A 21,783-nucleotide genomic window follows, 5' to 3' on the forward strand; every position below is an offset into this window, starting at 1 on the left:
GGTTTAATATTTTCGCAAAAAAAACAGACAAGCGAATAGATACACTTGCCTGTTTTATGTTTTTTATTACTTAAGACCGTATTTCTTATTGAAGCGGTCAACACGTCCGTCTGCAGTAGCAAACTTCTGACGTCCAGTGTAGAATGGGTGAGAATCAGAACTGATCTCAACTTTTAGTAATGGATAAGTGTTTCCATCTTCCCACTCAATTGTTTCGCTAGAACCTTTAGTAGATCCGCTTAAGAATTTGAAGCCTGTGTTTGTGTCCATGAATACAACTTTCTTGTAATCTGGATGGATTCCTGCTTTCATTCTTTTCATCTCCTTCCGCCCTGAATCATTTTCGAAACAGAGTTTTTCATCTTTAGCTGCAATCACAACTATATTGATGAAACACATATGATGAAATTATAACAAGGCTAACTTCATTTTGCAACTACCTGTTTTTGTCTTTTTAAAATAAAAGTGCAAGCGGCTCGTCCAGCTCTAATTGGCTAAATTTCTCTCATAAAAAAGCATGGAAAAACTCGCTTAGTATAAAAATAAGCGAGTCATCACCGTTTCCCTTTACTTCGTTGTTACATATCTTTTTGAGTCCGCAACAATGTTTTGTAAAAATTCTTCATTTGTTTTCGTTTGACGCAGCTTACGTAAGAAGCTCTCAACAAAGTCTGGTGTATCACGCATTGTTTTACGAATACCCCATAGCTTGTCTAGATGTTCTTTAGGAATTAATAGATCTTCTTTACGTGTACCAGAGCGGCGAATATCAATCGCCGGGAAGATACGACGTTCAGCTAACGAGCGATCTAAATGAAGTTCCATATTACCAGTTCCTTTAAATTCTTCGTAGATTACATCATCCATACGAGAACCTGTATCAACAAGTGCTGTTGCTAAAATCGTTAAGCTACCGCCCTCTTCGATGTTACGAGCTGCCCCGAAAAATCGTTTTGGTCGATGGAACGCAGCTGGGTCTATACCACCCGACAATGTACGTCCACTTGGCGGGATAACGAGGTTGTAAGCACGTGCTAAACGGGTAATACTATCCATTAAAATGATAACGTCTTTCTTATGTTCTACAAGACGCATCGCACGTTCTAATACAAGCTCAGCTACCTTAATATGATTTTCCGGCACTTCATCGAATGTAGAACTTACAACATCGCCTTTGACAGAACGTTCAATATCCGTTACTTCCTCTGGACGCTCATCAATTAAAAGAACAATCAGTTCCGCTTCCGGATGATTTGTTGTAACACTGTGAGCAATTTCTTTTAACAGTATCGTCTTACCAGCCTTAGGAGGCGCGACAATTAAACCACGTTGTCCAAATCCAACTGGTGCGATTAAATCCATGATGCGTGTTGATAATTTCTTTGTTTCTGTTTCCAATTTCATTTGACGATTTGGATATAACGGTGTTAATGCAGGGAAATGCACACGCTCTTTTGCTGATTCCGGATCATCACCATTTACCGCTTCAACTTGTAACAATCCAAAATAGCGTTCATTTTCTTTCGGAGGTCGTACTTTACCAGAAACTTTATCTCCATTACGCAAATCAAAACGACGAATTTGCGAAGCTGAAATATAGATATCTTCTGAGCTTGGAGAATAGTTGATCGGACGTAAAAATCCAAATCCTTCTGATTGAATAATTTCTAGTACACCTTCCATGAAAAAGAAACCTTCTTTTTCTGCGCGAGCTTTTAATATAGCAAAAATTAACTCTTTCTTTGTTAATTTGCTGTAATACGAAATCTTAAATTCTTTCGCAAGCTCATATAATTCTTTTAACTTCATGTTTTCTAATGCTGCAATTGACAAATTCATTCAGACACCACACTTTAATATTATTCTCTTTTCACATGGGTAAAGGGAAAAAATACGGAAGGCAAATACATAATAATGAAAGGCAATAAGTTCAAGTAGGATAATATCCACTATTGTAACCCTTTTATCTAGTTTTAATCAATACGTTGTAACACAAATACAAGAAGCGAAGACAAGAAAAGTTGTCTCCGCTTTTTATATCGCTTCTGTTTTTCTCTTTACACCATTTGGATGAGGGCAAAATCAAAGCTGATTGAGCCGTTTCCACTTTTTATTTATCCAGTTCCAACGGCTAGCTCTTCGTGTCTAAAAACCTTCCGCACAAAAGGCAAAAAGCGCCTTTTGTGCGAAAAAAACTTAGCCAGTCAGAACTGAACGAGCCATTTTCACTTTTTATTTAATCCAGCTCCAGCAGCTAGAATGGTCGGTGGCTTCGCTTCTTCCTACGAGGCAAAATATGCCTCTTTGTCAGAAGCTCCATCCCCCTTCCATTCTGATCAAGCTGCTTCCGCTTTTTATTTAATAACCAAATTCGGTTTTTTATTTAAGCTGTGACGTCCGTCAACAAAGCGAACTGTCCCAGATTTTGCACGCATAACAAGGGATTCTGTTGTACCAACGCTACCTTTAAATTGAACGCCGCGTAGTAATTCTCCATCTGTTACACCTGTTGCTGCAAAGATTGCATCGTCACCTTTTACTAAATCCTCCATACGAAGAATACGATTAGTATCTTCAATACCCATCTTTTTGCAACGAGCTAATTCTGCTTCGTTTTGAGGGAGAAGTTTCCCGTGAATTTCTCCACCTAAACATTTTAATGCAACTGCTGCAAGAACGCCTTCAGGTGCACCACCAGAACCGAATAAAATATCAACACCTGTACGATCAAATGCTGTATTAATCGCTCCTGCTACATCGCCATCATTAATCAATTTAATACGAGCGCCAGCTTTACGAATTTCTTCAATAATCGCTTGGTGACGTGGTCGGTTTAGCACTGTTGCAACAACATCTTCAATATCTTTATTTTTTGCTTTTGCAACGGCACGTAAGTTATCAATAATAGGTGCATCAATATCAACTGCACCTACCGCTTCTGGCCCAACCGCGATTTTATCCATGTACATGTCAGGAGCATGTAACAAATTACCGTGATCCGCAATCGCAATAACAGCAAGTGCATTCCAGCCTCCAGCTGCTACAATATTTGTTCCTTCTAACGGATCAACCGCTACATCAACACGTGGACCGTATCCTGTACCTAATTTTTCCCCGATGTACAGCATTGGCGCTTCATCCATTTCTCCCTCACCAATTACAACTGTACCTTTCATCGGAATTGTATCGAATACATCACGCATTGCAGATGTTGCTGCACCGTCTGCTTCATCTTTTTTGCCGCGTCCCATCCAACGCGCTGATGATAATGCTGCAGCCTCTGTTACACGTACTAACTCCATAGATAAACTTCTTTCCACAATAATCCCTCTCCTTTAAGTCTTAATATTTATGCCGTATTTTGTGAACTGTTTCTTTCTATGAAAACTCCCCCACTTAACTCCTTTGGATCTTAAAATAGGGGTTTCTCGTGCACCTTAACAGATCATTAACACGAGTGGAGTTGACATAGTTGCCTAATGGCTCAACCCCTCTATTCCATTAGCAAATACCTTTGGAACTACTTTTTTTGTACACAGCGTTCAAGAATGCAGTTACTAACAATGCTACTCTATCCCCAGACATATTCCTTAAGGATAGAGTTCTCTTTCTTGTTTTTTCATAAAGAGCAACTTCCGTCAGCAGCGATTTTCGTTCCCCACTAACGAAAGCGCCACCACTTTGCCTTTATTCTCCAATAACAGTCCATTGCTAGCAATCATTGCAATTTATGCATTTTTCATTTCTTCAATCTCTTGCTGCGTCATTTGTTCTCGCCAAATATTTGCACCAAGACCTTTAAGCTTGTCTACTATATTTTCATAACCTCGGTCAATATGCTCAAGCCCTGTCACTTCTGTAATACCATCAGCCATTAATCCTGCAATTACAAGTGCAGCACCCGCTCGTAAGTCGCTCGCTTTTACCTTTGCTCCCTGTAACGAGACAGGCCCAGTCACAATAGCAGAACGGCCTTCCACCTTAATTTGTGCATTCATTCGGCGCAATTCATCGATATGTTTGAAACGAGCGCCATAAATCGTATCCGTTACAACTCCCGTACCATGCGCCTTTGTTAAAAGAGTTGTAAAAGGTTGTTGCAAATCTGTCGGAAATCCTGGATACACAAGTGTTTTTATATCAACTATTCGGAGTTTACGATTCCCATTTACCGTAATTTGATCATCGTTCGTCTCGACTTGTACACCAGCTTCTCGTAATTTTGCGGTGATTGACTCTAAATGTTGCGGGATTACATTATCAACTGTTACTTCTCCACCAGATGCCGCTCCTAAAATCATGTACGTACCTGCTTCAATTCGGTCTGGAATAATAGAATGATGACAACCGTGAAGAGAATTCACACCATCAATGCGAATTACATCTGTACCAGCACCTTTAATTCGTGCTCCCATACTTGTTAGTAATGTCGCTACATCAATAATTTCTGGTTCTTTCGCAGCATTTTCAATCACTGTTCTACCTTTTGCACGCACAGCTGCTAGCATAATGTTAATTGTTGCTCCTACACTCACAACATCTAAATAAATACGAGCTCCTCGTAATTCATCCGCTCTTAAATAGATTGCACCTTGCTCATTTGTCACATGTGCACCTAATGCCTCAAATCCTTTAATGTGCTGATCGATTGGCCTTGGTCCTAAGTGACATCCACCAGGAAGCCCAATTACAGCTTTTTTAAAGCGGCCAAGCATAGCGCCCATCAAGTAATAAGAAGCACGTAATCTTTTTACCTTCCCATTTGGCAAAGGCATAGCAACCATTTTGGAAGGATCAATTGTCATCTCTTCCTCCTGATTGTATGTTACAACTCCTCCAATTTCCTCTAGTAGATCTCCTAACATCTTCACATCTGAAATATTAGGTACACCACCGATGGTCACTGGAGTATCAGCTAGAATGGTCGCTGGAATTAGAGCAACAGCACTATTTTTTGCACCGCTCACGCGAATTGATCCATTTAAAGGTCGTCCACCTTCAATCAACAACTTTTCCATGTTGAGCTCCCTTCTTGTGAATGTATTTACTTTCAGCTCCCCTTTCAAAGAAAACAGAAAGCCTTGCCTTAAGAATCTCATTCGTTCAACAAACTATCAATAAAATATACTCTAGTCTAAACTTAACAAGCAGTAAGGCCTCACCTAAAAAATAATGATATTTTAAGTGAGTAGATGAAGACTAACTGCCTGTCAAGATTTGTTCATCACTTACTTTAGATACGTTATTACATTTATTAATAGGACTATGCACATTATGTTCCACTTTTATCTTTAATAGAAGTAGAAAACTCCTTTAGTATATAAGAAATGTAGAAATTTAATTAATCTTAAGACTTGTTCACGCTTTCATTATACAACGAAAGGAAACCGTCTAAAAGACTAGACGGTTTCCAAAACGGAATTTTATTCTTACGCTTTACCGTTAGAACCGAATTCACGAATTTTACCAACAACAGTTGCTTTGATAGCTTCGCGGCCAGGTCCGATAAATTTACGAGGATCGTAAACTTCTTGGTCTTTGTTTAATACTTCGCGAACAGCTTTTGTAAACTCGATTTGGTTCTCAGTGTTTACGTTGATTTTTGAAGTACCTAAAGAAATAGCTTTCACGATATCAGCAGTTGGGATACCAGTACCACCGTGAAGTACTAAAGGTACACCAGTGAAGTCGCGAACTTGTTCCATTTCTTTGAATCCTAAGTTAGGCTCACCTTTGTAAGGACCATGTACAGAACCTAAAGCTGGAGCTAGGCAGTCGATGCCAGTTGCTTCAACAAGGTGTTTACACTCTTCAGGATCAGCGTAGATAACGCCTTCAGCGATTACGTCGTCTTCTTGTCCGCCAACTGTACCAAGCTCAGCTTCTACAGATACGTTACGAGCGTGTGCGTATTCTACTACTTTTTTAGTAGTTTCTACGTTTTCTTCGAATGGATGGTGAGAAGCGTCGATCATTACAGATGTGAAACCTGCATCGATTGCTTCTTTACATTTTTCGAAGCTTGAACCATGGTCAAGGTGAATCGCTACAGGAACAGTGATGTTCATTTCTTCGATTAAAGCTTTAACCATAGCTACAACTGTTTTGAAACCAGTCATATGACGAGCTGCACCCTCAGATACACCTAGGATTACAGGAGATTTTTCTTCTTCTGCAGCAGCTAAAATAGCTTGAGTCCACTCTAAGTTGTTCATGTTGAATTGACCAACTGCGTATTTTCCTTCTAGTGCTTTGTTTAGCATTTCTTTCATGGAAACTAAAGGCATGGTGAATCCTCCTAAAAAACGTTTTTTGTATCCGATAAGTTCTTATCGCTGGTAGTATGACCAGAATAAGGTAAAATATGTATATCTACATACCGGACTTTTTTCTACACTCAATAGGATAACAACTTGTATCCAAAAACTCAACTGTATTCACCTGCTCATCAGCCCATGTAAACGCTTTTTTCCATTTTTTTTATAAAAAATTCATTTTTTAAGCCTGTACAGCAATTTCATTTCGTACTGCTTGACGAATTTCGTCAATATCAAACGGCTTAGCAAAGTGCATGAGAGCCCCTAGATCTTTCGCTTCCTGAATCATATCAAGCTCTCCGTAAGCAGTCATTAAAATAACTTTAATATCTTCATTAATTTCTTTTACATGTTTTAAAATCTCTATACCATCCATACCTGGAATTTTCATATCTAAAATAACTAAATCTGGATTATCCTTTTTCACGATATCTAAAGCTTGAAATCCATTTGCTGCTTGGAACGTTTGATAACCTTCTTTTTGGAACACTTCATGCAATAACACACGAATGCCGTATTGATCATCAACGATTAAAATTTTCCCTTCCATAATCCCCAACCTTTCTGTGTAAATACAAGATTAAAAGCTTCTTATATCCTATTCGATTATTTTCGCTACTGTTTACCAAATTCCTTCCTGTTCTTTCTTATTTTATCGTCTACTATTTTGTTATGCTACCCCTATTACTTCGCCTTTCTAAAAAAATAAGCTATAATGAAAGCCGCCTAACACAATCGAAAGGAGCAACACAATGTTAAAAATTTTTTCTACTCAATTGAGCGGCTATTTTACACGAATTTCTCAAACAGAAGAGATGAATATAGAAGATAGTGCCCGTCTACTTGCCCAAGCTTTAGTTGGCGATGGCATCGTTTATTTACACGGTACACAAGAAATGGAGGGCGTAGTTCTTGAAGCACTGCATGGCGCAGAATCACTCAAACAAGCAAAACGCTTAATAGAAAACGGTAACCAAGCAGACGTTACTTCCGCAGACCGCGTACTTCTTATCAGTCGTTTTTCAACAGATGAGGATATCATTTCATTGGCTAAAAAGCTACAAGAAGAGGGTCATTCTATTGTTGGTATTTCAGCTATTCAAAATGGCGATGTCTCACTAGAACAATTTACAGATGTACATATTGATACAAAATTACTAAAAGGTTTGATTCCCGATGATGAAGGCAACCGTTACGGTTTCCCTAGTTTAATCTTATCTCTCTTTGCTTATCACGGTTTAAAATTTACAATTGATGAAATGATAAACGAATATGAGTAAAGGAAAAAGGCGTCCGAATTTGGACGCCTTTTTTTATTACTTGCTTTCTTTATTCGTAATAGAAGCTTTTACGAAATCACGGAACAACGATTGTGGACGGTTTGGACGAGATACAAGTTCTGGATGGAACTGTGCTGCCACGAACCAAGGATGATCTTGTAATTCAATGATTTCTACTAAACGACCGTCTGGGCTTGTACCAGAGAAAATGAATCCAGCGCCTTCCATGTCTTTACGGAATTCGTTGTTGAACTCATAACGATGACGATGACGCTCATATACAACCGGTTCGTTATACGCATTGTAAGCATTTGTTTCTGGAGTAAGCTTACATGGGTATAGACCCAGACGAAGTGTACCCCCTAAGTCTTCTACATCTTTTTGTTCTGGTAATAAGTCGATAATTGCATAAGGTGTGTCAGGGTTAATTTCAGAAGAGTTAGCTCCTTCTAATCCTAATACGTTACGTGCGAATTCGATTGATGCAAGTTGCATTCCTAAGCAAATTCCTAAGAATGGAACTTTATTTTCACGTGCATATTGAATTGCAGCGATTTTCCCTTCTACACCGCGGTCGCCGAAGCCACCTGGTACAAGGATACCGTCTGTATCGCCAACTAATTCTTTTACGTTTTCTGCTGTTACGTGCTCAGCGTTTACCCATTTCACTTCTACATCTGTATCAAATGAATAACCTGCATGGCGAAGTGCTTCTACAACAGAAATGTATGCATCTTGAAGCTCTACATATTTACCAACAAGAGCGATTTTTGTTTTCTTAGATAGATTGCGTACTTTTTCAACTAATGCAGTCCACTCTGTCATATCTGCAGCTGGGTTGTCTAATTTTAAGTGATCGCAAACGATTTGGTCCATATTTTGCTCTTGAAGAGATAATGGAACTGCATATAATGTATCTGCATCGCGCGCTTCAATAACTGCTTTTGTATCAATGTCACAGAATAATGCTAGCTTGTCTTTCATATCTTGAGAAACAGGCATTTCTGTACGAACAACGATAATGTTTGGCTGAATACCTAAGCTACGAAGTTCTTTAACGCTATGTTGCGTTGGCTTTGTTTTCATTTCACCCGCTGCTTTTAAGTACGGGATTAGTGTACAGTGAATGTACATTACGTTGTCACGGCCAATATCGCTCTTAATTTGGCGAATTGCTTCTAGGAATGGTAGAGACTCGATATCACCAACCGTTCCCCCGATTTCCGTAATAACAACGTCCGCATTTGTTTCGCGGCCTGAACGATATACACGCTCTTTAATTTCATTTGTAATGTGAGGAATAACTTGAACTGTTCCTCCTAGATATTCACCGCGACGCTCTTTTTGAAGAACTGAAGAGTAAATTTTACCTGTTGTTACGTTGCTGTATTTGTTTAAATTAATGTCGATGAAACGCTCATAGTGACCAAGGTCTAAATCTGTTTCTGCACCATCATCTGTTACGAATACCTCACCGTGTTGGTATGGGCTCATTGTCCCCGGGTCTACGTTAATGTATGGGTCAAACTTTTGAATTGTTACGTTTAAACCACGATTTTTTAAAAGTCTTCCAAGAGATGCTGCTGTAATTCCTTTTCCTAAAGAAGATACTACACCGCCTGTTACAAAAATATACTTAGTCATGAAAGTACTCCCTTCTACTTTGTTGTTATATAATCACCGTTGCAAAGCGCAACGTATGTAGATAACACTGTATCTATCTTATTGTTAGACTCTTTTTATTTTCTAAACAAAAAACAAAAAAGAAAATTGCTCCCCTCATTACAAAAAGTAATAAGTAGGGAGCAATTTTCTTTTATATTTACACTTAAAAAGTATTATCGTCCTGTTTTAAAGAGCCCAAAAATGATTCTACATGGACGATAATGAAAAGTCAAGAACTACAGTTCTTCCTCTTCCTCTTCTTCTGTTTCATCGTACTCGAGTTCTTCGTCAGCGAATTCTTCATCTTCTTCATCTTCTAAGTCATCAAGATCATCGTCTTCATCAAGAACCTTGTCCAAATCTTCTACATCATCATCGTCATCGTCTTCGTTTTCATCATCGAAGTCTTCTTCACTGAAGTCTTCGTCTTCTTCAACGTAGTCATCAAAGTCATCTTCTTCAACTTTGCGCTTTTTCTTAGGTTTTGGTTGAGGTAGAATTTCCTCATCGATTTGCTCGTATGGGTACCAGCTACGTAGTCCCCAACGGTTTTCTCCTAAATTGATGAAACGTCCATCAATATTTAAATCTGTATAAAATTGTGCGATCTTCGCAGCAACTTGTTCTTGAGATAGTCCCAGCACTTGAGCAATTTCTTGAACCAAATCATGGAATGACGTTGCCTGTCTTTTATCCTCTAAAACACTATGTACAACTTCAATCATGGAAAATTCTTTTAGCTCTTCTGGTGAATATTGCTTAAAATCCACTTATGCGGCACTTCCTTTCTTAAAATATAATCCTATATATAACGGCCTGTTTAAAAAAATCCATACTATTCATTATAAACAAAACTCCAACAAATATGCTACAAAAAAAATGGGAAACTTTTATAAGGAGTCATTAAAAGTGATTATAGGCTATTATTTACGAGATTAAGCTGTAAGAACGATATAAATCCATTGTAATTTTCAAGCATATAAGTTGCGGCTATAAATACAAAAGTGGATTTCCTCTCATTTTCCCCTCCTGATTTCACCCAGCATGGGGCTATGACCGCTTCTATGCATGGCCGGATGCTCTCTCCCGCCTAAATACAGAGAGTTTTATATTTATATAACCTTCTATTTCGGAAGCATATGCGCTCCATGTAAAACATACCTAATCTGCATTTCTGTATATTCCTCTAGCGTATAAAGCTTTTGTAACGCCCAACGTCTAAATCCCCACATTTGTCCTTGAATGAAAATATTATGAGCCAGCAGCTGTATTTCCTTTTTTGTTAATGTAAATGTGCCGTTTCTCGTGCACTGTTCTAAAATATTTTCAAACATCCCCACCATTTGGAACTCTTTTTCTAACACGTATGGAAGAGACTCTTTCGGTAAAAAACGAACTTCTTGATACATAATTAATACTTCTTCTTGTAACTCATCCATCACTTTAAAATAATTCGTAATTGCTATTCTTAAACTTTCAATACTTCCTTTTTCTGTGCAGACTACTTTTTCTAATCTTTCTTTTACATGTTCGTAAATACTATCACATACTAGATATAAGACATCATCTTTCGTACGAATATATTCATAAAGTGTCCCAATACTAAACCCCGCCGCTTTTGCAATCTCTCTCGTTGTTGTACGCGGAAATCCTTTTTGTTTAAAAAGCTGCACAGCTCCTTTGATCATCTGTTCACGCCTTAGCGCAACCAGCTTCTCATCCTTTACAGATGCATGTACATTGTGCTTAACCATCCCCTTCACCTCTCTCTATTATTTGGAAGGAAAAAGCGTAGGAAGCCCCCCTACGCTCTTTCTCTTATTTCGTTAACATACGAGAAATCACAAGTCTTTGAATTTCTTGTGTTCCCTCATAAATTTGCGTAATCTTCGCATCGCGCATAAAACGTTCCACTGGATAATCTTTCGTATATCCATATCCACCAAATACTTGCACTGCTTCAGTCGTTACTTTCATCGCTGTATCGCCAGCAAATACTTTCGACATCGCCGATTCTTTTCCGTATGGAAGTCCTTCTGATTCTAGCCAAGCAGCTTGATATGTTAATAGGCGCGCTGCCTCTACATTTGTCGCCATATCTGCTAATTTAAAACCGATTCCTTGTTGCGCGGCGATTGGCTTCCCAAATTGGTGCCTTTCTCTCGCATAATCCACAGAAGCATCTAAAGCGCCTTGCGCGATACCAACGGCCTGTGCAGCAATCCCATTACGTCCGCCGTCCAGCGTCTGCATTGCAATTTTAAACCCTTGTCCTTCTTCGCCAAGTAAGTTCTCAGCAGGGATACGGCAGTCTTCAAACATGATTTCTGTTGTTGGTGAAGAGCGAATCCCAAGCTTGCTCTCTTTCTTACCAACTGAAAATCCTGGTGCATCACTTTCTACAATGAATGCACTTGTGCCGCGCTGTTTCGATTCTGGATCAGTTAATGCAAAGACAACGTAAATATCAGCGATTCCCCCATTTGTAATAAAAATTTTGGACCCATTTAAAATGTAATGATCACCATCGCGCTTTGCCGTCGTTCTCATCCCGCCTGCATCTGAACCAGAACCTGGCTCTGTTAAACCGTATGCGCCAATTTTCTTTCCTTCTGCCATCGGACGTAAAAACTTTTGTTTTTGCTCTTCTGTTCCAAATTTAAAAATAGGCCATCCAGCAAGCGAAGTATGAGCAGACAACGTTACACCTGTCGAAGCGCAAACACGTGATAACTCTTCTACCGCAATCACGTACGCTAAGTAATCGCTTCCAATCCCGCCGTATTCTTCAGGCCATGGAATTCCTGTTAAACCAAGTTCTGCCATTTGGTCAAATAAAGCACGGTCAAATCGTTCTTCTTCGTCGCGCTCAGCAGCTGTTGGGGCCACTTCATTTCTCGCAAAGTCCCGAACCATTTTTCTTATCATTTCGTGTTCTTCTGATAATTTAAAATGCATGTTTCTTCCTCCCCGCTCTCTTCCCTCTATAGTGCACGGCTAATAACAAGCCTTTGTATTTCACTCGTTCCTTCGTAAATTTCACAAATTTTTGCATCACGGAAAAATCGCTCAACTGGATAATCTTTCGTATAACCGTAACCACCAAATACTTGCACCGCCTCAATTGCGACATCCACCGCTGTTTTCGAAGCAAATAACTTTGCAATAGATGCTTCTTTCCCGCACGGAAGTCCTTGCGCTCTGAGCGATGCTGCCCTATACACAAGTAGCCTCGCTGCTTCTACGCTCGTAGCCATATCTGCTAGTTTAAAGCCAAGTCCTTGCTGAGCGGCAATCGGCTTCCCAAATTGCTGACGTTCCTTCGCATAATCCACTGCACATGTTAGCGCTGCCTCAGCGATTCCAAGTGCCTGTGCACCGATACCAATGCGGCCAACATCTAAATTCGCCATCGCGACTTTAAAGCCTTGTCCTTCTTCACCAAGTAAGTTCTCTGCTGGCACCTTCATATCTTCAAATGTTAATTGTACGGTACGAGAACCAAGCAGCCCCATCTTATGCTCGTCTTTGCCAACGATTAAGCCTGGTGTATCTTTTTCTACAATAAACGCCGAAATCCCGCTTTTTCCTGCATCTGGATTCGTAGAAGCAAATACGATATATGTATTTGCCTCGCCGCCGTTTGTAATAAACACTTTTGATCCGTTAATGATATAGTGGTCACCTTGTTTTATGGCCCTTGATTTTAAGCTACCTGCATCTGAACCCGCATTCGGCTCCGTTAAAGCAAATGCACCTAAATATTCACCTGTCGCCAGTTTAGAAACATATTTCTGTTTTTGTTCCTCTGTTCCAAAATATAAAATTGGGTTTGTTCCAACCGATGTATGTACCGCTAAAATAACACCAATCGTCGCGCTCACTTTTGATATTTCCTCAATCGCTAAAATGTAAGAAATGAAATCCATTTCCGCGCCACCATATTTCGCCGGCGCTGGAATCCCCATAAGTCCAAGTTCCCCCATTTTCGTCAAAATTTCTCTAGGGAACACCCCTTGTTCCATACTTGGAACAAAGGGGGCGATTTCCTTTTGCGCAAAATCCCGAACCATTTTCCTCATCATCTGCTGCTCTTCCGTAAAATGAAAATTCATACGCCCCGCCTCCATTTGCTATATGTCCTCTTTCACCTTCCTGGTAAGACCACTACTTTGTAAAAAAGAGGGAGATCTACCTTATCTTGCTTACTCGTATACGTAGAAACCGCGTCCTGTTTTTCTTCCTAACCACCCTGCATTTACATACTTACGTAATAATGGACATGGGCGATACTTACTATCTCCTAGTCCTTCATGCAGAACTTCCATAATGTATAAACACGTATCTAAGCCGATAAAATCCGCTAACGTCAGTGGTCCCATAGGGTGATTCATACCAAGCTTCATTACTTCATCAATCGCTTCTTTTGTCGCCACACCTTCATATAGCGTATAAATCGCTTCATTGATCATCGGTAATAAAATACGGTTAGAAACAAATCCAGGGAAGTCATTTACTTCAACAGGTACTTTTCCGATTTTCTTTGTAATGTCTTCGATTGTTTCGTATACCGCATCGTCTGTTGCAAGCCCGCGGATAATTTCAACAAGCTTCATCACTGGAACTGGATTCATAAAGTGCATACCGATTACTCTCTCTGGGCGGTTTGTTACCGCTGCGATTTCGGTAATTGGTAAGGAAGATGTATTTGTTGCCAAAATTGTATGTTCTGGTGCAATTTCATCTAAATTCGCGAAAATTTTCTTTTTAATATCCATTTTCTCAACGGCTGCCTCAATGACAAGATCCGCTTCTTTTACACAATTCAATTCAAGCGTCGCAGTAAGACGATTTAAAGTTGCTTCCTTTGACTCTTCATCCATGCGTCCTTTTTCTACTTGGCGTGCTAAGTTTTTTGTAATAATGGATAATCCCCGATCTAATTGGTCTTGCTTCAAATCTTGCATATACACATCATATCCTGCCATCGCACACACCTGTGCAATACCTGAACCCATTTGCCCCGCACCGATTACAACAATTTTTTGTACACTCATTTTTTCTCCCCCTTTTTATTAATGAACCTCAATCATAATCGCGTCGCCTTGACCGCCACCGCTGCAAATCGATGCAATTCCAATTCCACCGCCGCGCTGCTTCAGCGCATGAATAAGCGTTACAATAATCCGCGCTCCGCTTGCTCCAATTGGATGACCCATCGCAACCGCGCCGCCATTTACGTTAATTTTCTCCGGATCAATTCCTGCAATATTTGCACTCGCAATTGCAACTGCTGCAAAGGCTTCGTTAATCTCAAATAAGTCAATCTCATCCACAGTCTTACCTGTTTGTTTCAAAAGTTCGTTAATCGCATAACCTGGCGTTCTTGGGAAATCCTTTGCTTCTACTGCAATGGCTGTATGCGCTAAAATTGTCGCTAACGGTTTTCTTCCTTCTTGCTGCGCTCTGTCTTCGCTCATTAATACAAGCGCTGCCCCGCCGTCATTTAATCCAGGTGCATTCCCAGCTGTTACTGTTGCTGCCGGATCAAATACAGGTTTTAATTTCGCTAACTTTTCAATTGTTGTATCCTCACGTGGCGCTTCATCTTTTGTAACAACAATCGGATCTCCTTTGCGCTGCGGTACTGAAACAGAAACGATTTCTTCTTCAAATCTTCCTTCTTTTTGCGCAGCAACTGCGCGCTGATGACTACGGTACGCCCATTCATCTTGCGCTTCGCGAGAGATTCCATCCTCCTTCGCGACTTCCCCGCCATACACGCCCATATGTATACCAGAAAATGAACATGTTAAGCCATCTACTATATTTAAATCAGCAACTTGATTATGTCCCATCCGATATCCCCAGCGGGCACCTTGTAGAATATAAGGACTATTGCTCATCGATTCCATTCCACCCGCTACAATAAGCGTTTGATCCCCAGTGCGAATAACTTGATCCGCTAACGTCACAGCACGTAGTCCCGATGCACAAACTTTATTCACTGTTTCTGTACGAGTTTCCCAAGGAAGTCCAGCTTCTCTTGCTGCCTGGCGCGAAGGAATTTGCCCCTGTCCGCCTTGAATCACCGCTCCAAATATAACTTCTTCAACATCATTTGCAGCAACATTCGCTCGTTCAAGCGCAGCTTTAATCGCAATTCCTCCAAGTTCCGTTGCTTTAACATCCTTTAAAGATCCCCCAAATTTTCCAACCGGTGTTCTTGCAGCACTTAAAATAACTGTTCTTACCACGTTTATTTCCCCCATTTCTTTTTTTCGGCGCCGAGCGCACGCTCGGTACTCCTACGCTGAGAAGAGGTGCAAATCTTGCACCTCTTTCTAAAGTTGTATAGATTCTTACGTACTACATAGCTTCTTTTTTAGGTCCAATTACAGAGCGTTCTAGAATTTCTGTTACATCAAGTGTCTGAACTTGCTCTTCTACTTCTTTTGCTTTCGTACCGTCACTAATCATCGTTAAGCAATACGGACATCCTGTACCAATAATTGACGGTTTCACAGCAAGCGCCTGCTCTGTACGGGCAACGTTAATGCGCGAACCAGTTGTTTCTTCCATCCACATAAGTCCGCCGCCTGCGCCGCAGCACATGCCAGTTTCACGATTACGCTCCATTTCAACAACTTTCACACCTGGAATTGCTTTTAAAATACTACGCGGTGCTTCATATACTTCGTTGTATCTTCCTAAATAACAGGAGTCATGATACGTAATCGTCTCTTCAATACGGTGAACCGGCTCTAATCGCCCTTCTTTCACCCACTGCGCTAATAATTCTGTATGGTGATAGACTTCTGCTTGTAAGCCAAAGTCTGGATACTCATTTTTAAATGTGTTATAGGCATGCGGATCAATCGTAACAATTTTCTTCACACCTGCTTTTTCAAACTCTTCAATGTTCTTTGTAGCCATCTCTTGGAATACGAACTCATTTCCAAGGCGGCGTGGTGTATCTCCAGAGTTCTTTTCTTTGTTACCAAGAATCGCAAATGATATGCCTGCTTTATTCATCAGCTTCGCAAACGATATCGCAATTTTCTGACTGCGATTATCATACGATCCCATAGAGCCAACCCAGAATAAATATTCAAATTCTTCGCCAGCTTTCGTTTTCTCTTTCACAGTCGGAACCGTTACTTCATCATCACCTTGTCGCCATGTTTCGCGCTCTTTACGATTCAGCCCCCACGGATTTCCTTGGCGTTCAATATTTGTCATTGCACGCTGCGCTTCCGCATCCATCTTTCCTTCTGTTAAAACAAGATAACGACGTAGATCAATAATTTTATCAACATGCTCATTCATAACAGGGCACTGGTCTTCGCAGTTACGGCACGTTGTACATGCCCAAATTTCTTCTTCTGTAATGACATCCCCGATTAAACTCGGATCATATGAAAGCGCCGTAGCAGCTGACTCCTGTTGTCCTTGACCAGCCGTCATCATCGCTAACTGATTTCCTTGAGTATTGTTAAATGCAACTGCCGGAACCCACGGTACCTTTGATGTCACCGCTGCTCCCTTATCAGTTAAATGATCGCGAAGCTTTAAAATTAAATCCATTGGCGACAGCATCTTGCCTGTCCCTGTTGCCGGGCACATACTCGTACAGCGTCCGCATTCTACACAAGCGTATAAATCAATAAGTTGTGTCTGTCTAAAGTCTTCAATTTTTCCAACACCAAATGTTTCTTGTGTTTCATCTTCAAAATCAATTTTTTCAAGTTTTCCTGGATTAGAAAGACGGCTAAAAAATACATTGGCCGGTCCAGCAATTAAATGAGCGTGTTTTGATTGTGGTACATAAACTAAAAATGTTAACAAAATAAGTAGATGCACCCACCAAGAAAAATAGAACACCGAAATGGCTACGGTTTCATTTATTCCCGAAAAAACGTAAGCGATTCCAGAAGCAATTGGTTCGCTCCATGAAAGCTCCTCACCGTGCCATATAATGCCCATGCCGTTACCAAGTAGTACAGAAAGCATTAAGCCTCCAATAAAAATAAGAACAAGGCCCGATTTAAAATTACGTTTTAAACGAACAAGCTTTTCAACATACCTTCTATGAAAAGCCCAAAAAACTGCGATTAAAATCATAAGTGTGACAATTTCCTGGAAGAATGTAAATGCAGGGTATAGTGGTCCAAGTGGAAGATGTGATCCTGGTGCGAGTCCTTTCCAAATGAAGTCAATTGCTCCGAATTGGACAAGAATAAATCCGTAAAAAAACATAACGTGCATGATGCCGCTTTTTTTATCTTTCAGCAATTTTTTTTGGCCGAAAACGTTGACCTTCAGGAGATCCCATCGCTCTTTAAAGCGGCGGTCAAATTCTACCTTTTTTCCTAGTTGTATGTAGGCCATCCTCGTCCGTATAAGATATACAAACAAATATCCCGCATAAGCAATAACAGCAATGGCAGCCAGCCAATTAATGATCAGTAAACTATTCATTTTTATGCTACCCCTCTCTTTGTAAGCCCTCTTTCTTTTAGAATCTTCGAAAATAAATAATTTTCTGAATTATATTCTCTATCCTCATTATATAATGAGTGAGCATTCAGTCAACAGTTTTTTGTTATACAACACAATATTTTTTCATAAAGCTGTTTATTTAGGTGAAACTATAAAAATGAATTCGCAGGAGGTAATTTGATAATGGTCTTTTTATCTCTCTTACTAATAGGCTTAATCATATGGGTCTCACTCGACTTTTTGCTCGGAAGAACACATCATTTAAAAAAAGTAAAGCCCCGTCCTTTTCCTTTACGACGCGGCAATTTTAAATTGTATACATGGGGAACAAATTTATATAATGATTTATTTCTGGATATACAGGAGGCAAAACACCATATACATATTCTATTTTTCATTGTCAAAAATGATGAAATTAGTCACACCTTTTTACAACTTCTCACTGAAAAAGCAAAACAAGGGATAGAAGTACGTCTACTTCTCGATCGTATAGGAAGCCATCATTTATCAGATGAGGCGATTCGCTCAATGCGACAACACGGTGTATCTTTTTCATATTGTCATAAAATCAAGATCCCTTTTCTCTTTTTTTCTGCAAACCAAAGAAATCATAGAAAAATTACGATTATCGACGGAAAGATTGGCTACATCGGGGGATTCAACATCGGAGAAGAATATTTAGGGCGTGATCCAGAACTTGGCCTTTGGCGTGATTATCATTTACGCCTAACTGGAGAAGGCGTACAAGATTTACAAAAACAATTTTTGCACGATTGGCGCGATGATACGAATGAAGATTTACTAGAAGAAGTGGCGCTTTTCCCCAAACAACTACCAGGTCCTATATTGCACCGCTTTATTCCAACAGACGGTGCTTATTTACAGGAAACATTTGTATCACTGATTGAAAGTGCAAAAGAAGAATTATACATTGGCACACCCTATTTTGTTCCGGGAAAAATAGTAATGAATGCATTATTACAAGCAAAGAAACGAGGTGTTCGCATTACGATTCTCGTTCCTAAAAAAGCAGACCACCCGCTCGTTCGCGAAGCTAAACTACCATACTGCCGGAAATTGATGAAAGTAGGATGTAACATTTATGAATTTCAACAAGGGTTTTTTCATGCAAAAATTATTATGGTAGATAATCATATTTGCGATATCGGAACAGCTAATTTTGATATGAGAAGCTTATATATTAATCATGAAATAAATTGTCTCCTGTATGACTCAGCTTTTATACAAGAAATTAAGGTTCAAATTAGCAAAGATATTGAAGGGTCTACATTGCTTACTTGGAAAGATGTCTCCTCTCTTTCCCTTGTTGATAAAGGAAAAGAATGGATTGGAACGTTACTAGCATTTTTCTTATGAAATGAAACTTTTAATAATTAACGGGGGTATGGCAGATGATTATGCGCTTTGGGTATGTCTCACATGCAGTTGCTTTGTGGGACTGTTCCCCTGCTAAAACAATGACATTTACAACGTGGAAAAAGCTTGGCAAACAGGAACGAGAAGAAAAATTATATAACATTACAATGCAAAACCTTATACATACATTACGTATCCTGCATTACAATATCGCACATGAAATTCCATTATACCGATTATCATCTTCTATCGTCCCACTCGCCACCCACCCTGAAGTTGATTTTAATTATATCGATATATTCACACCATTTTGGCGTAAGATGGGGGAATTAATTCAAGAGTATAACTTACGAGTCAGCTTTCATCCAAATCAGTTCACATTATTTACAAGTGAAAAACCTCATGTTACAGACAATGCGGTTTTAGATATGATGTATCACTATAACGTATTAGATGCAATGGGACTCGCAGACTCTTCCTACATTAACATTCATATTGGAGGTGCATACGGTAACAAAGAGAAAGCTTTACTGCGCTTTCATGAAAACTTAAAAAAGCTCCCTTTCCATATCAAACAGCAAATGACACTTGAAAATGATGATAAAACCTATACAGCCTCTGAAACATTAGCCGTTTGTAAGCAAGAAAGAATCCCTTTTGTATTTGATTATCATCATCACATGGCAAATCTTTGTGATGAACCGTTAGAGACACTACTACCAGCTATTTTCGAAACATGGAATCATACAAATACCATTCCTAAGATCCATATTTCTTCACCAAAATCAGAGAAGGAATTCAGATCCCACGCTAATTATATTGATACTGCATTTATAAATCCCTTTTTACATATTGCCAATGCAGTAAATCAAGATTTTGACATTATGATTGAGAGTAAACAAAAAGATTTAGCACTTTTTCAGCTAGTAGATGAACTTGCTTCTATAAGAGGAATGAAACGAATAAGCAGCGCAACGTTACAATGGTAATTGTAACGCTGTTTCACGATTCTCTTCTCTTTAGTGTGATTACCGAAGGTGTTAAGAGCAAGGAATAATAATCATTCTTACATATCTAAACCGTTGACTACACATTCAAGAGCTTTGAATTATCTAACACTTTTATCCCTAACAAAAATAAAGAACCCTCACTTGGGTTCTTTTTTTATCTTAATGTTCAAATGGCATATCTGAAGCTAATTGTACTTGTTCCTGTTGATTTGTTAATGCGTGATCTTGACTCACTCCGAATGCAATACCAGCTAGCATTGCCATTGCCATTAAACCGCATGCAAGAATTTTTTTCATCACTCATCACCCTATGCTCTATTTTCTTTAAATATATCATGAAATAATTTCTTTTAAAAATGCAATTATGCATATTCTCTTATGGTTTCATTATTTAAAAATATAGAATGAAACTTCCATCAATGGGAGTACTCTTCATTCCACACTGATTGTTAGCCCTCACCGACTGGGCTTTTACGGGCAGTTATCTTCCACCTATCTTCCTCTTTTCTCTCTTAATCTTGAAGTGGGGGAATTACTGCTCACGAATAGCGGGATAAATTTAATTAGCTAGAGAATATTGTCTGTTCATTACAATCAGCTAATCCCATTTTTGCTAATAATATCTCTTTTTGAGAATGTAAATCTAGTAAATCAAAAAATAATAAAGCCTTTTCATAAACAACTGTAATTTCACTTGGCGGATAAATTAATTTCTCTAAGCACTCTCCCTTTTGATAGTACAGTTGCCCAAGAAGCTGCATACTCCCAATAAGTCGCGACGTTTCAATTGCTTTATCTACTTGCTGAAGCGACTTCGCATATTCATTATTTAAACATAAAGCTTTCGCATAATTATATCGAACCTTAACAACAAAATCTTGATCACTCTGCAATGACTCCAGCTGTTGTAAAATATCTTGAAATAATGTAATAGCTTTTTCTAAATGGTTATTTTCTGCATAAATAATAGCAATCGAATTTTCGATATATAAATTTTGAAACACATCTACCCCAACATATTGCCGATGGATTATATTTTTCAGCTCTGAGATGCAGTATTCAAAATTGACTTTCTTTAAAGCATAAGAAGATAAATGATAATACCATAGAAGAAATTGCTTAAATTCAGGATGACATTCTTCTTTCTTTAACTCCTCTGAAACAATTTTATGAATTTCATCATACTGCTTCTTCTTACACAATAATTGGATTTGATTCTTAAACTTTTTCTTTCTTTCGAGATCAGAATAAAGAAGAACCTCATAAAAATGAATAATGGGAACCCTTAGCTTTGCTGCAATCCCTTGCAGTATATCCATACTTGGATATACCGTTCCTGACTCAATCCTGCTTACTTCTGATTGATGACATATATTCTCAGACAACTGCTTTTGTGTTAAACCTCTTAACATTCTAATTTTCTTTATTTCAGCTCCCAGCTTTTCTGCGTGCATAATCGCTCACCATCCCATTACAGAAATCTAACTTTTTAAGTTGTCATACCACTACAATAATAGTTTTTCGGCACTTTTAGACATGAAATATTGCATAATATATATCATTTAGCACACCTTTCTTGTAAATCATCTTATACAAATACAAGACTCCAAATGTTAGAGATGAATAATATAA

18 protein-coding genes and 1 pseudogene are annotated in these 21,783 nt (G+C 39.0%); 3 read left to right on the top strand and 16 right to left on the bottom strand.

Annotated elements, in window-relative coordinates:
- Positions 1 to 66: 66 nt before the first annotated feature.
- From QRY57_RS26185 to spo0F, 6 genes are all read right to left on the bottom strand, one after another.
- Entirely contained in the window at positions 67 to 312 is a 246-nt protein-coding gene (locus tag QRY57_RS26185; protein ID WP_026591841.1) for a type B 50S ribosomal protein L31, read from the bottom strand.
- A gap of 255 nt (positions 313 to 567) precedes the next feature.
- Positions 568 to 1,839: a transcription termination factor Rho gene (gene rho / locus QRY57_RS26190; protein WP_026591840.1), complete on the bottom strand. Its 1,272-nt coding sequence runs from the start codon at positions 1,837 to 1,839 to the stop codon at positions 568 to 570.
- Between the two features lie 515 nt (positions 1,840 to 2,354).
- Positions 2,355 to 3,320 (bottom strand): class II fructose-bisphosphatase, encoded by a 966-nt coding sequence (glpX, locus tag QRY57_RS26195; RefSeq protein WP_026591839.1) that lies wholly within the window; start codon positions 3,318 to 3,320, stop codon positions 2,355 to 2,357.
- Between the two features lie 408 nt (positions 3,321 to 3,728).
- Positions 3,729 to 5,018 carry a UDP-N-acetylglucosamine 1-carboxyvinyltransferase gene (gene murA, locus QRY57_RS26200; protein WP_026591838.1) on the bottom strand — a complete coding sequence of 430 codons (1,290 nt, stop codon included), beginning with the start codon at positions 5,016 to 5,018 and terminating at the stop codon, positions 3,729 to 3,731.
- 411 nt (positions 5,019 to 5,429) lie between these two features.
- The gene (locus QRY57_RS26205) at positions 5,430 to 6,287 is read right to left on the bottom strand and encodes a class II fructose-bisphosphate aldolase (RefSeq protein ID WP_026591837.1); all 858 of its coding nucleotides are present in this window, start codon (positions 6,285 to 6,287) and stop codon (positions 5,430 to 5,432) included.
- 211 nt (positions 6,288 to 6,498) lie between these two features.
- On the bottom strand, positions 6,499 to 6,867 hold the full coding sequence (gene spo0F / locus QRY57_RS26210; protein ID WP_026591836.1) for a sporulation initiation phosphotransferase Spo0F: 369 nt from the start codon (positions 6,865 to 6,867) through the stop codon (positions 6,499 to 6,501).
- 202 nt (positions 6,868 to 7,069) lie between these two features.
- Between spo0F and QRY57_RS26215 the strand changes: the two genes are divergently transcribed.
- Entirely contained in the window at positions 7,070 to 7,597 is a 528-nt protein-coding gene (locus tag QRY57_RS26215; RefSeq protein ID WP_026591835.1) for a DUF2529 domain-containing protein, read from the top strand.
- Positions 7,598 to 7,633: 36 nt separating this feature from the next.
- Here the strand turns inward: QRY57_RS26215 and pyrG are convergent, their stop codons facing one another.
- The 8 genes and pseudogenes from pyrG to QRY57_RS26255 all read right to left on the bottom strand — a co-directional run bounded on the left by pyrG (position 7,634) and on the right by QRY57_RS26255 (position 17,743).
- The gene (pyrG, locus tag QRY57_RS26220) at positions 7,634 to 9,241 is read right to left on the bottom strand and encodes a CTP synthase (RefSeq protein WP_090695112.1); all 1,608 of its coding nucleotides are present in this window, start codon (positions 9,239 to 9,241) and stop codon (positions 7,634 to 7,636) included.
- A gap of 257 nt (positions 9,242 to 9,498) precedes the next feature.
- On the bottom strand, positions 9,499 to 10,032 hold the full coding sequence (gene rpoE / locus QRY57_RS26225) for a DNA-directed RNA polymerase subunit delta (RefSeq protein ID WP_286016502.1): 534 nt from the start codon (positions 10,030 to 10,032) through the stop codon (positions 9,499 to 9,501).
- A gap of 354 nt (positions 10,033 to 10,386) precedes the next feature.
- Positions 10,387 to 11,016, bottom strand: coding sequence for a TetR/AcrR family transcriptional regulator (locus tag QRY57_RS26230; protein ID WP_026591832.1), 630 nt, complete (start codon positions 11,014 to 11,016; stop codon positions 10,387 to 10,389).
- Positions 11,017 to 11,080: 64 nt separating this feature from the next.
- Positions 11,081 to 12,220: an acyl-CoA dehydrogenase AcdA gene (gene acdA, locus QRY57_RS26235; protein WP_026591831.1), complete on the bottom strand. Its 1,140-nt coding sequence runs from the start codon at positions 12,218 to 12,220 to the stop codon at positions 11,081 to 11,083.
- Positions 12,221 to 12,246: 26 nt separating this feature from the next.
- A complete protein-coding gene (locus QRY57_RS26240) occupies positions 12,247 to 13,377 on the bottom strand; it encodes an acyl-CoA dehydrogenase (protein ID WP_026591830.1) in 1,131 nt (376 codons plus the stop codon).
- 90 nt (positions 13,378 to 13,467) lie between these two features.
- The gene (locus tag QRY57_RS26245; protein ID WP_286016503.1) at positions 13,468 to 14,319 is read right to left on the bottom strand and encodes a 3-hydroxybutyryl-CoA dehydrogenase; all 852 of its coding nucleotides are present in this window, start codon (positions 14,317 to 14,319) and stop codon (positions 13,468 to 13,470) included.
- An 18-nt stretch (positions 14,320 to 14,337) separates the two neighbouring features.
- Positions 14,338 to 15,622: pseudogene (locus tag QRY57_RS26250) on the bottom strand (acetyl-CoA C-acetyltransferase).
- Between the two features lie 9 nt (positions 15,623 to 15,631).
- Positions 15,632 to 17,743, bottom strand: a complete 2,112-nt coding sequence (locus tag QRY57_RS26255; RefSeq protein WP_090695122.1) for a (Fe-S)-binding protein — start codon at positions 17,741 to 17,743, stop codon at positions 15,632 to 15,634.
- A gap of 204 nt (positions 17,744 to 17,947) precedes the next feature.
- Here QRY57_RS26255 and cls point away from each other — a divergent pair, with 204 nt between their 5' ends.
- Together cls and uvsE are read left to right on the top strand one after the other, a co-directional pair.
- The gene (cls, locus tag QRY57_RS26260; RefSeq protein ID WP_208016625.1) at positions 17,948 to 19,141 is read left to right on the top strand and encodes a cardiolipin synthase; all 1,194 of its coding nucleotides are present in this window, start codon (positions 17,948 to 17,950) and stop codon (positions 19,139 to 19,141) included.
- Positions 19,142 to 19,176: 35 nt separating this feature from the next.
- Positions 19,177 to 20,130 carry a UV DNA damage repair endonuclease UvsE gene (gene uvsE / locus QRY57_RS26265; protein ID WP_286016504.1) on the top strand — a complete coding sequence of 318 codons (954 nt, stop codon included), beginning with the start codon at positions 19,177 to 19,179 and terminating at the stop codon, positions 20,128 to 20,130.
- A gap of 180 nt (positions 20,131 to 20,310) precedes the next feature.
- Here uvsE and QRY57_RS26270 read toward each other — a convergent pair whose 3' ends face one another.
- Both QRY57_RS26270 and QRY57_RS26275 read right to left on the bottom strand, forming a co-directional pair.
- A complete protein-coding gene (locus QRY57_RS26270) occupies positions 20,311 to 20,448 on the bottom strand; it encodes a quorum-sensing peptide PapR (RefSeq protein WP_026591824.1) in 138 nt (45 codons plus the stop codon).
- A gap of 266 nt (positions 20,449 to 20,714) precedes the next feature.
- A complete protein-coding gene (locus tag QRY57_RS26275; RefSeq protein ID WP_286016505.1) occupies positions 20,715 to 21,605 on the bottom strand; it encodes a helix-turn-helix domain-containing protein in 891 nt (296 codons plus the stop codon).
- Between the last annotated feature and the right edge of the window lie 178 nt (positions 21,606 to 21,783).

It is taken from the genome of Bacillus arachidis (genome assembly GCF_030285945.1).
Lineage (GTDB): Bacteria > Bacillota > Bacilli > Bacillales > Bacillaceae_G > Bacillus_A > Bacillus_A arachidis.

Bases quoted from the DNA above. Each gene is read 5' to 3' on its own strand.
- QRY57_RS26185 (WP_026591841.1), bottom strand. From the start codon at position 312: ATGAAAGCAGGAATCCATCCAGATTACAAGAAAGTTGTATTCATGGAC.
- rho (WP_026591840.1), bottom strand. From the start codon at position 1,839: ATGAATTTGTCAATTGCAGCATTAGAAAACATGAAGTTAAAAGAATTA.
- murA (WP_026591838.1), bottom strand. From the start codon at position 5,018: ATGGAAAAGTTGTTGATTGAAGGTGGACGACCTTTAAATGGATCAATT.
- QRY57_RS26205 (WP_026591837.1), bottom strand. From the start codon at position 6,287: ATGCCTTTAGTTTCCATGAAAGAAATGCTAAACAAAGCACTAGAAGGA.
- spo0F (WP_026591836.1), bottom strand. From the start codon at position 6,867: ATGGAAGGGAAAATTTTAATCGTTGATGATCAATACGGCATTCGTGTG.
- QRY57_RS26215 (WP_026591835.1), top strand. From the start codon at position 7,070: ATGTTAAAAATTTTTTCTACTCAATTGAGCGGCTATTTTACACGAATT.
- pyrG (WP_090695112.1), bottom strand. From the start codon at position 9,241: ATGACTAAGTATATTTTTGTAACAGGCGGTGTAGTATCTTCTTTAGGA.
- QRY57_RS26230 (WP_026591832.1), bottom strand. From the start codon at position 11,016: ATGGTTAAGCACAATGTACATGCATCTGTAAAGGATGAGAAGCTGGTT.
- acdA (WP_026591831.1), bottom strand. From the start codon at position 12,220: ATGCATTTTAAATTATCAGAAGAACACGAAATGATAAGAAAAATGGTT.
- QRY57_RS26240 (WP_026591830.1), bottom strand. From the start codon at position 13,377: ATGAATTTTCATTTTACGGAAGAGCAGCAGATGATGAGGAAAATGGTT.
- QRY57_RS26245 (WP_286016503.1), bottom strand. From the start codon at position 14,319: ATGAGTGTACAAAAAATTGTTGTAATCGGTGCGGGGCAAATGGGTTCA.
- QRY57_RS26255 (WP_090695122.1), bottom strand. From the start codon at position 17,743: ATGAATAGTTTACTGATCATTAATTGGCTGGCTGCCATTGCTGTTATT.
- cls (WP_208016625.1), top strand. From the start codon at position 17,948: ATGGTCTTTTTATCTCTCTTACTAATAGGCTTAATCATATGGGTCTCA.
- uvsE (WP_286016504.1), top strand. From the start codon at position 19,177: ATGATTATGCGCTTTGGGTATGTCTCACATGCAGTTGCTTTGTGGGAC.
- QRY57_RS26270 (WP_026591824.1), bottom strand. From the start codon at position 20,448: ATGAAAAAAATTCTTGCATGCGGTTTAATGGCAATGGCAATGCTAGCT.
- QRY57_RS26275 (WP_286016505.1), bottom strand. From the start codon at position 21,605: ATGCACGCAGAAAAGCTGGGAGCTGAAATAAAGAAAATTAGAATGTTA.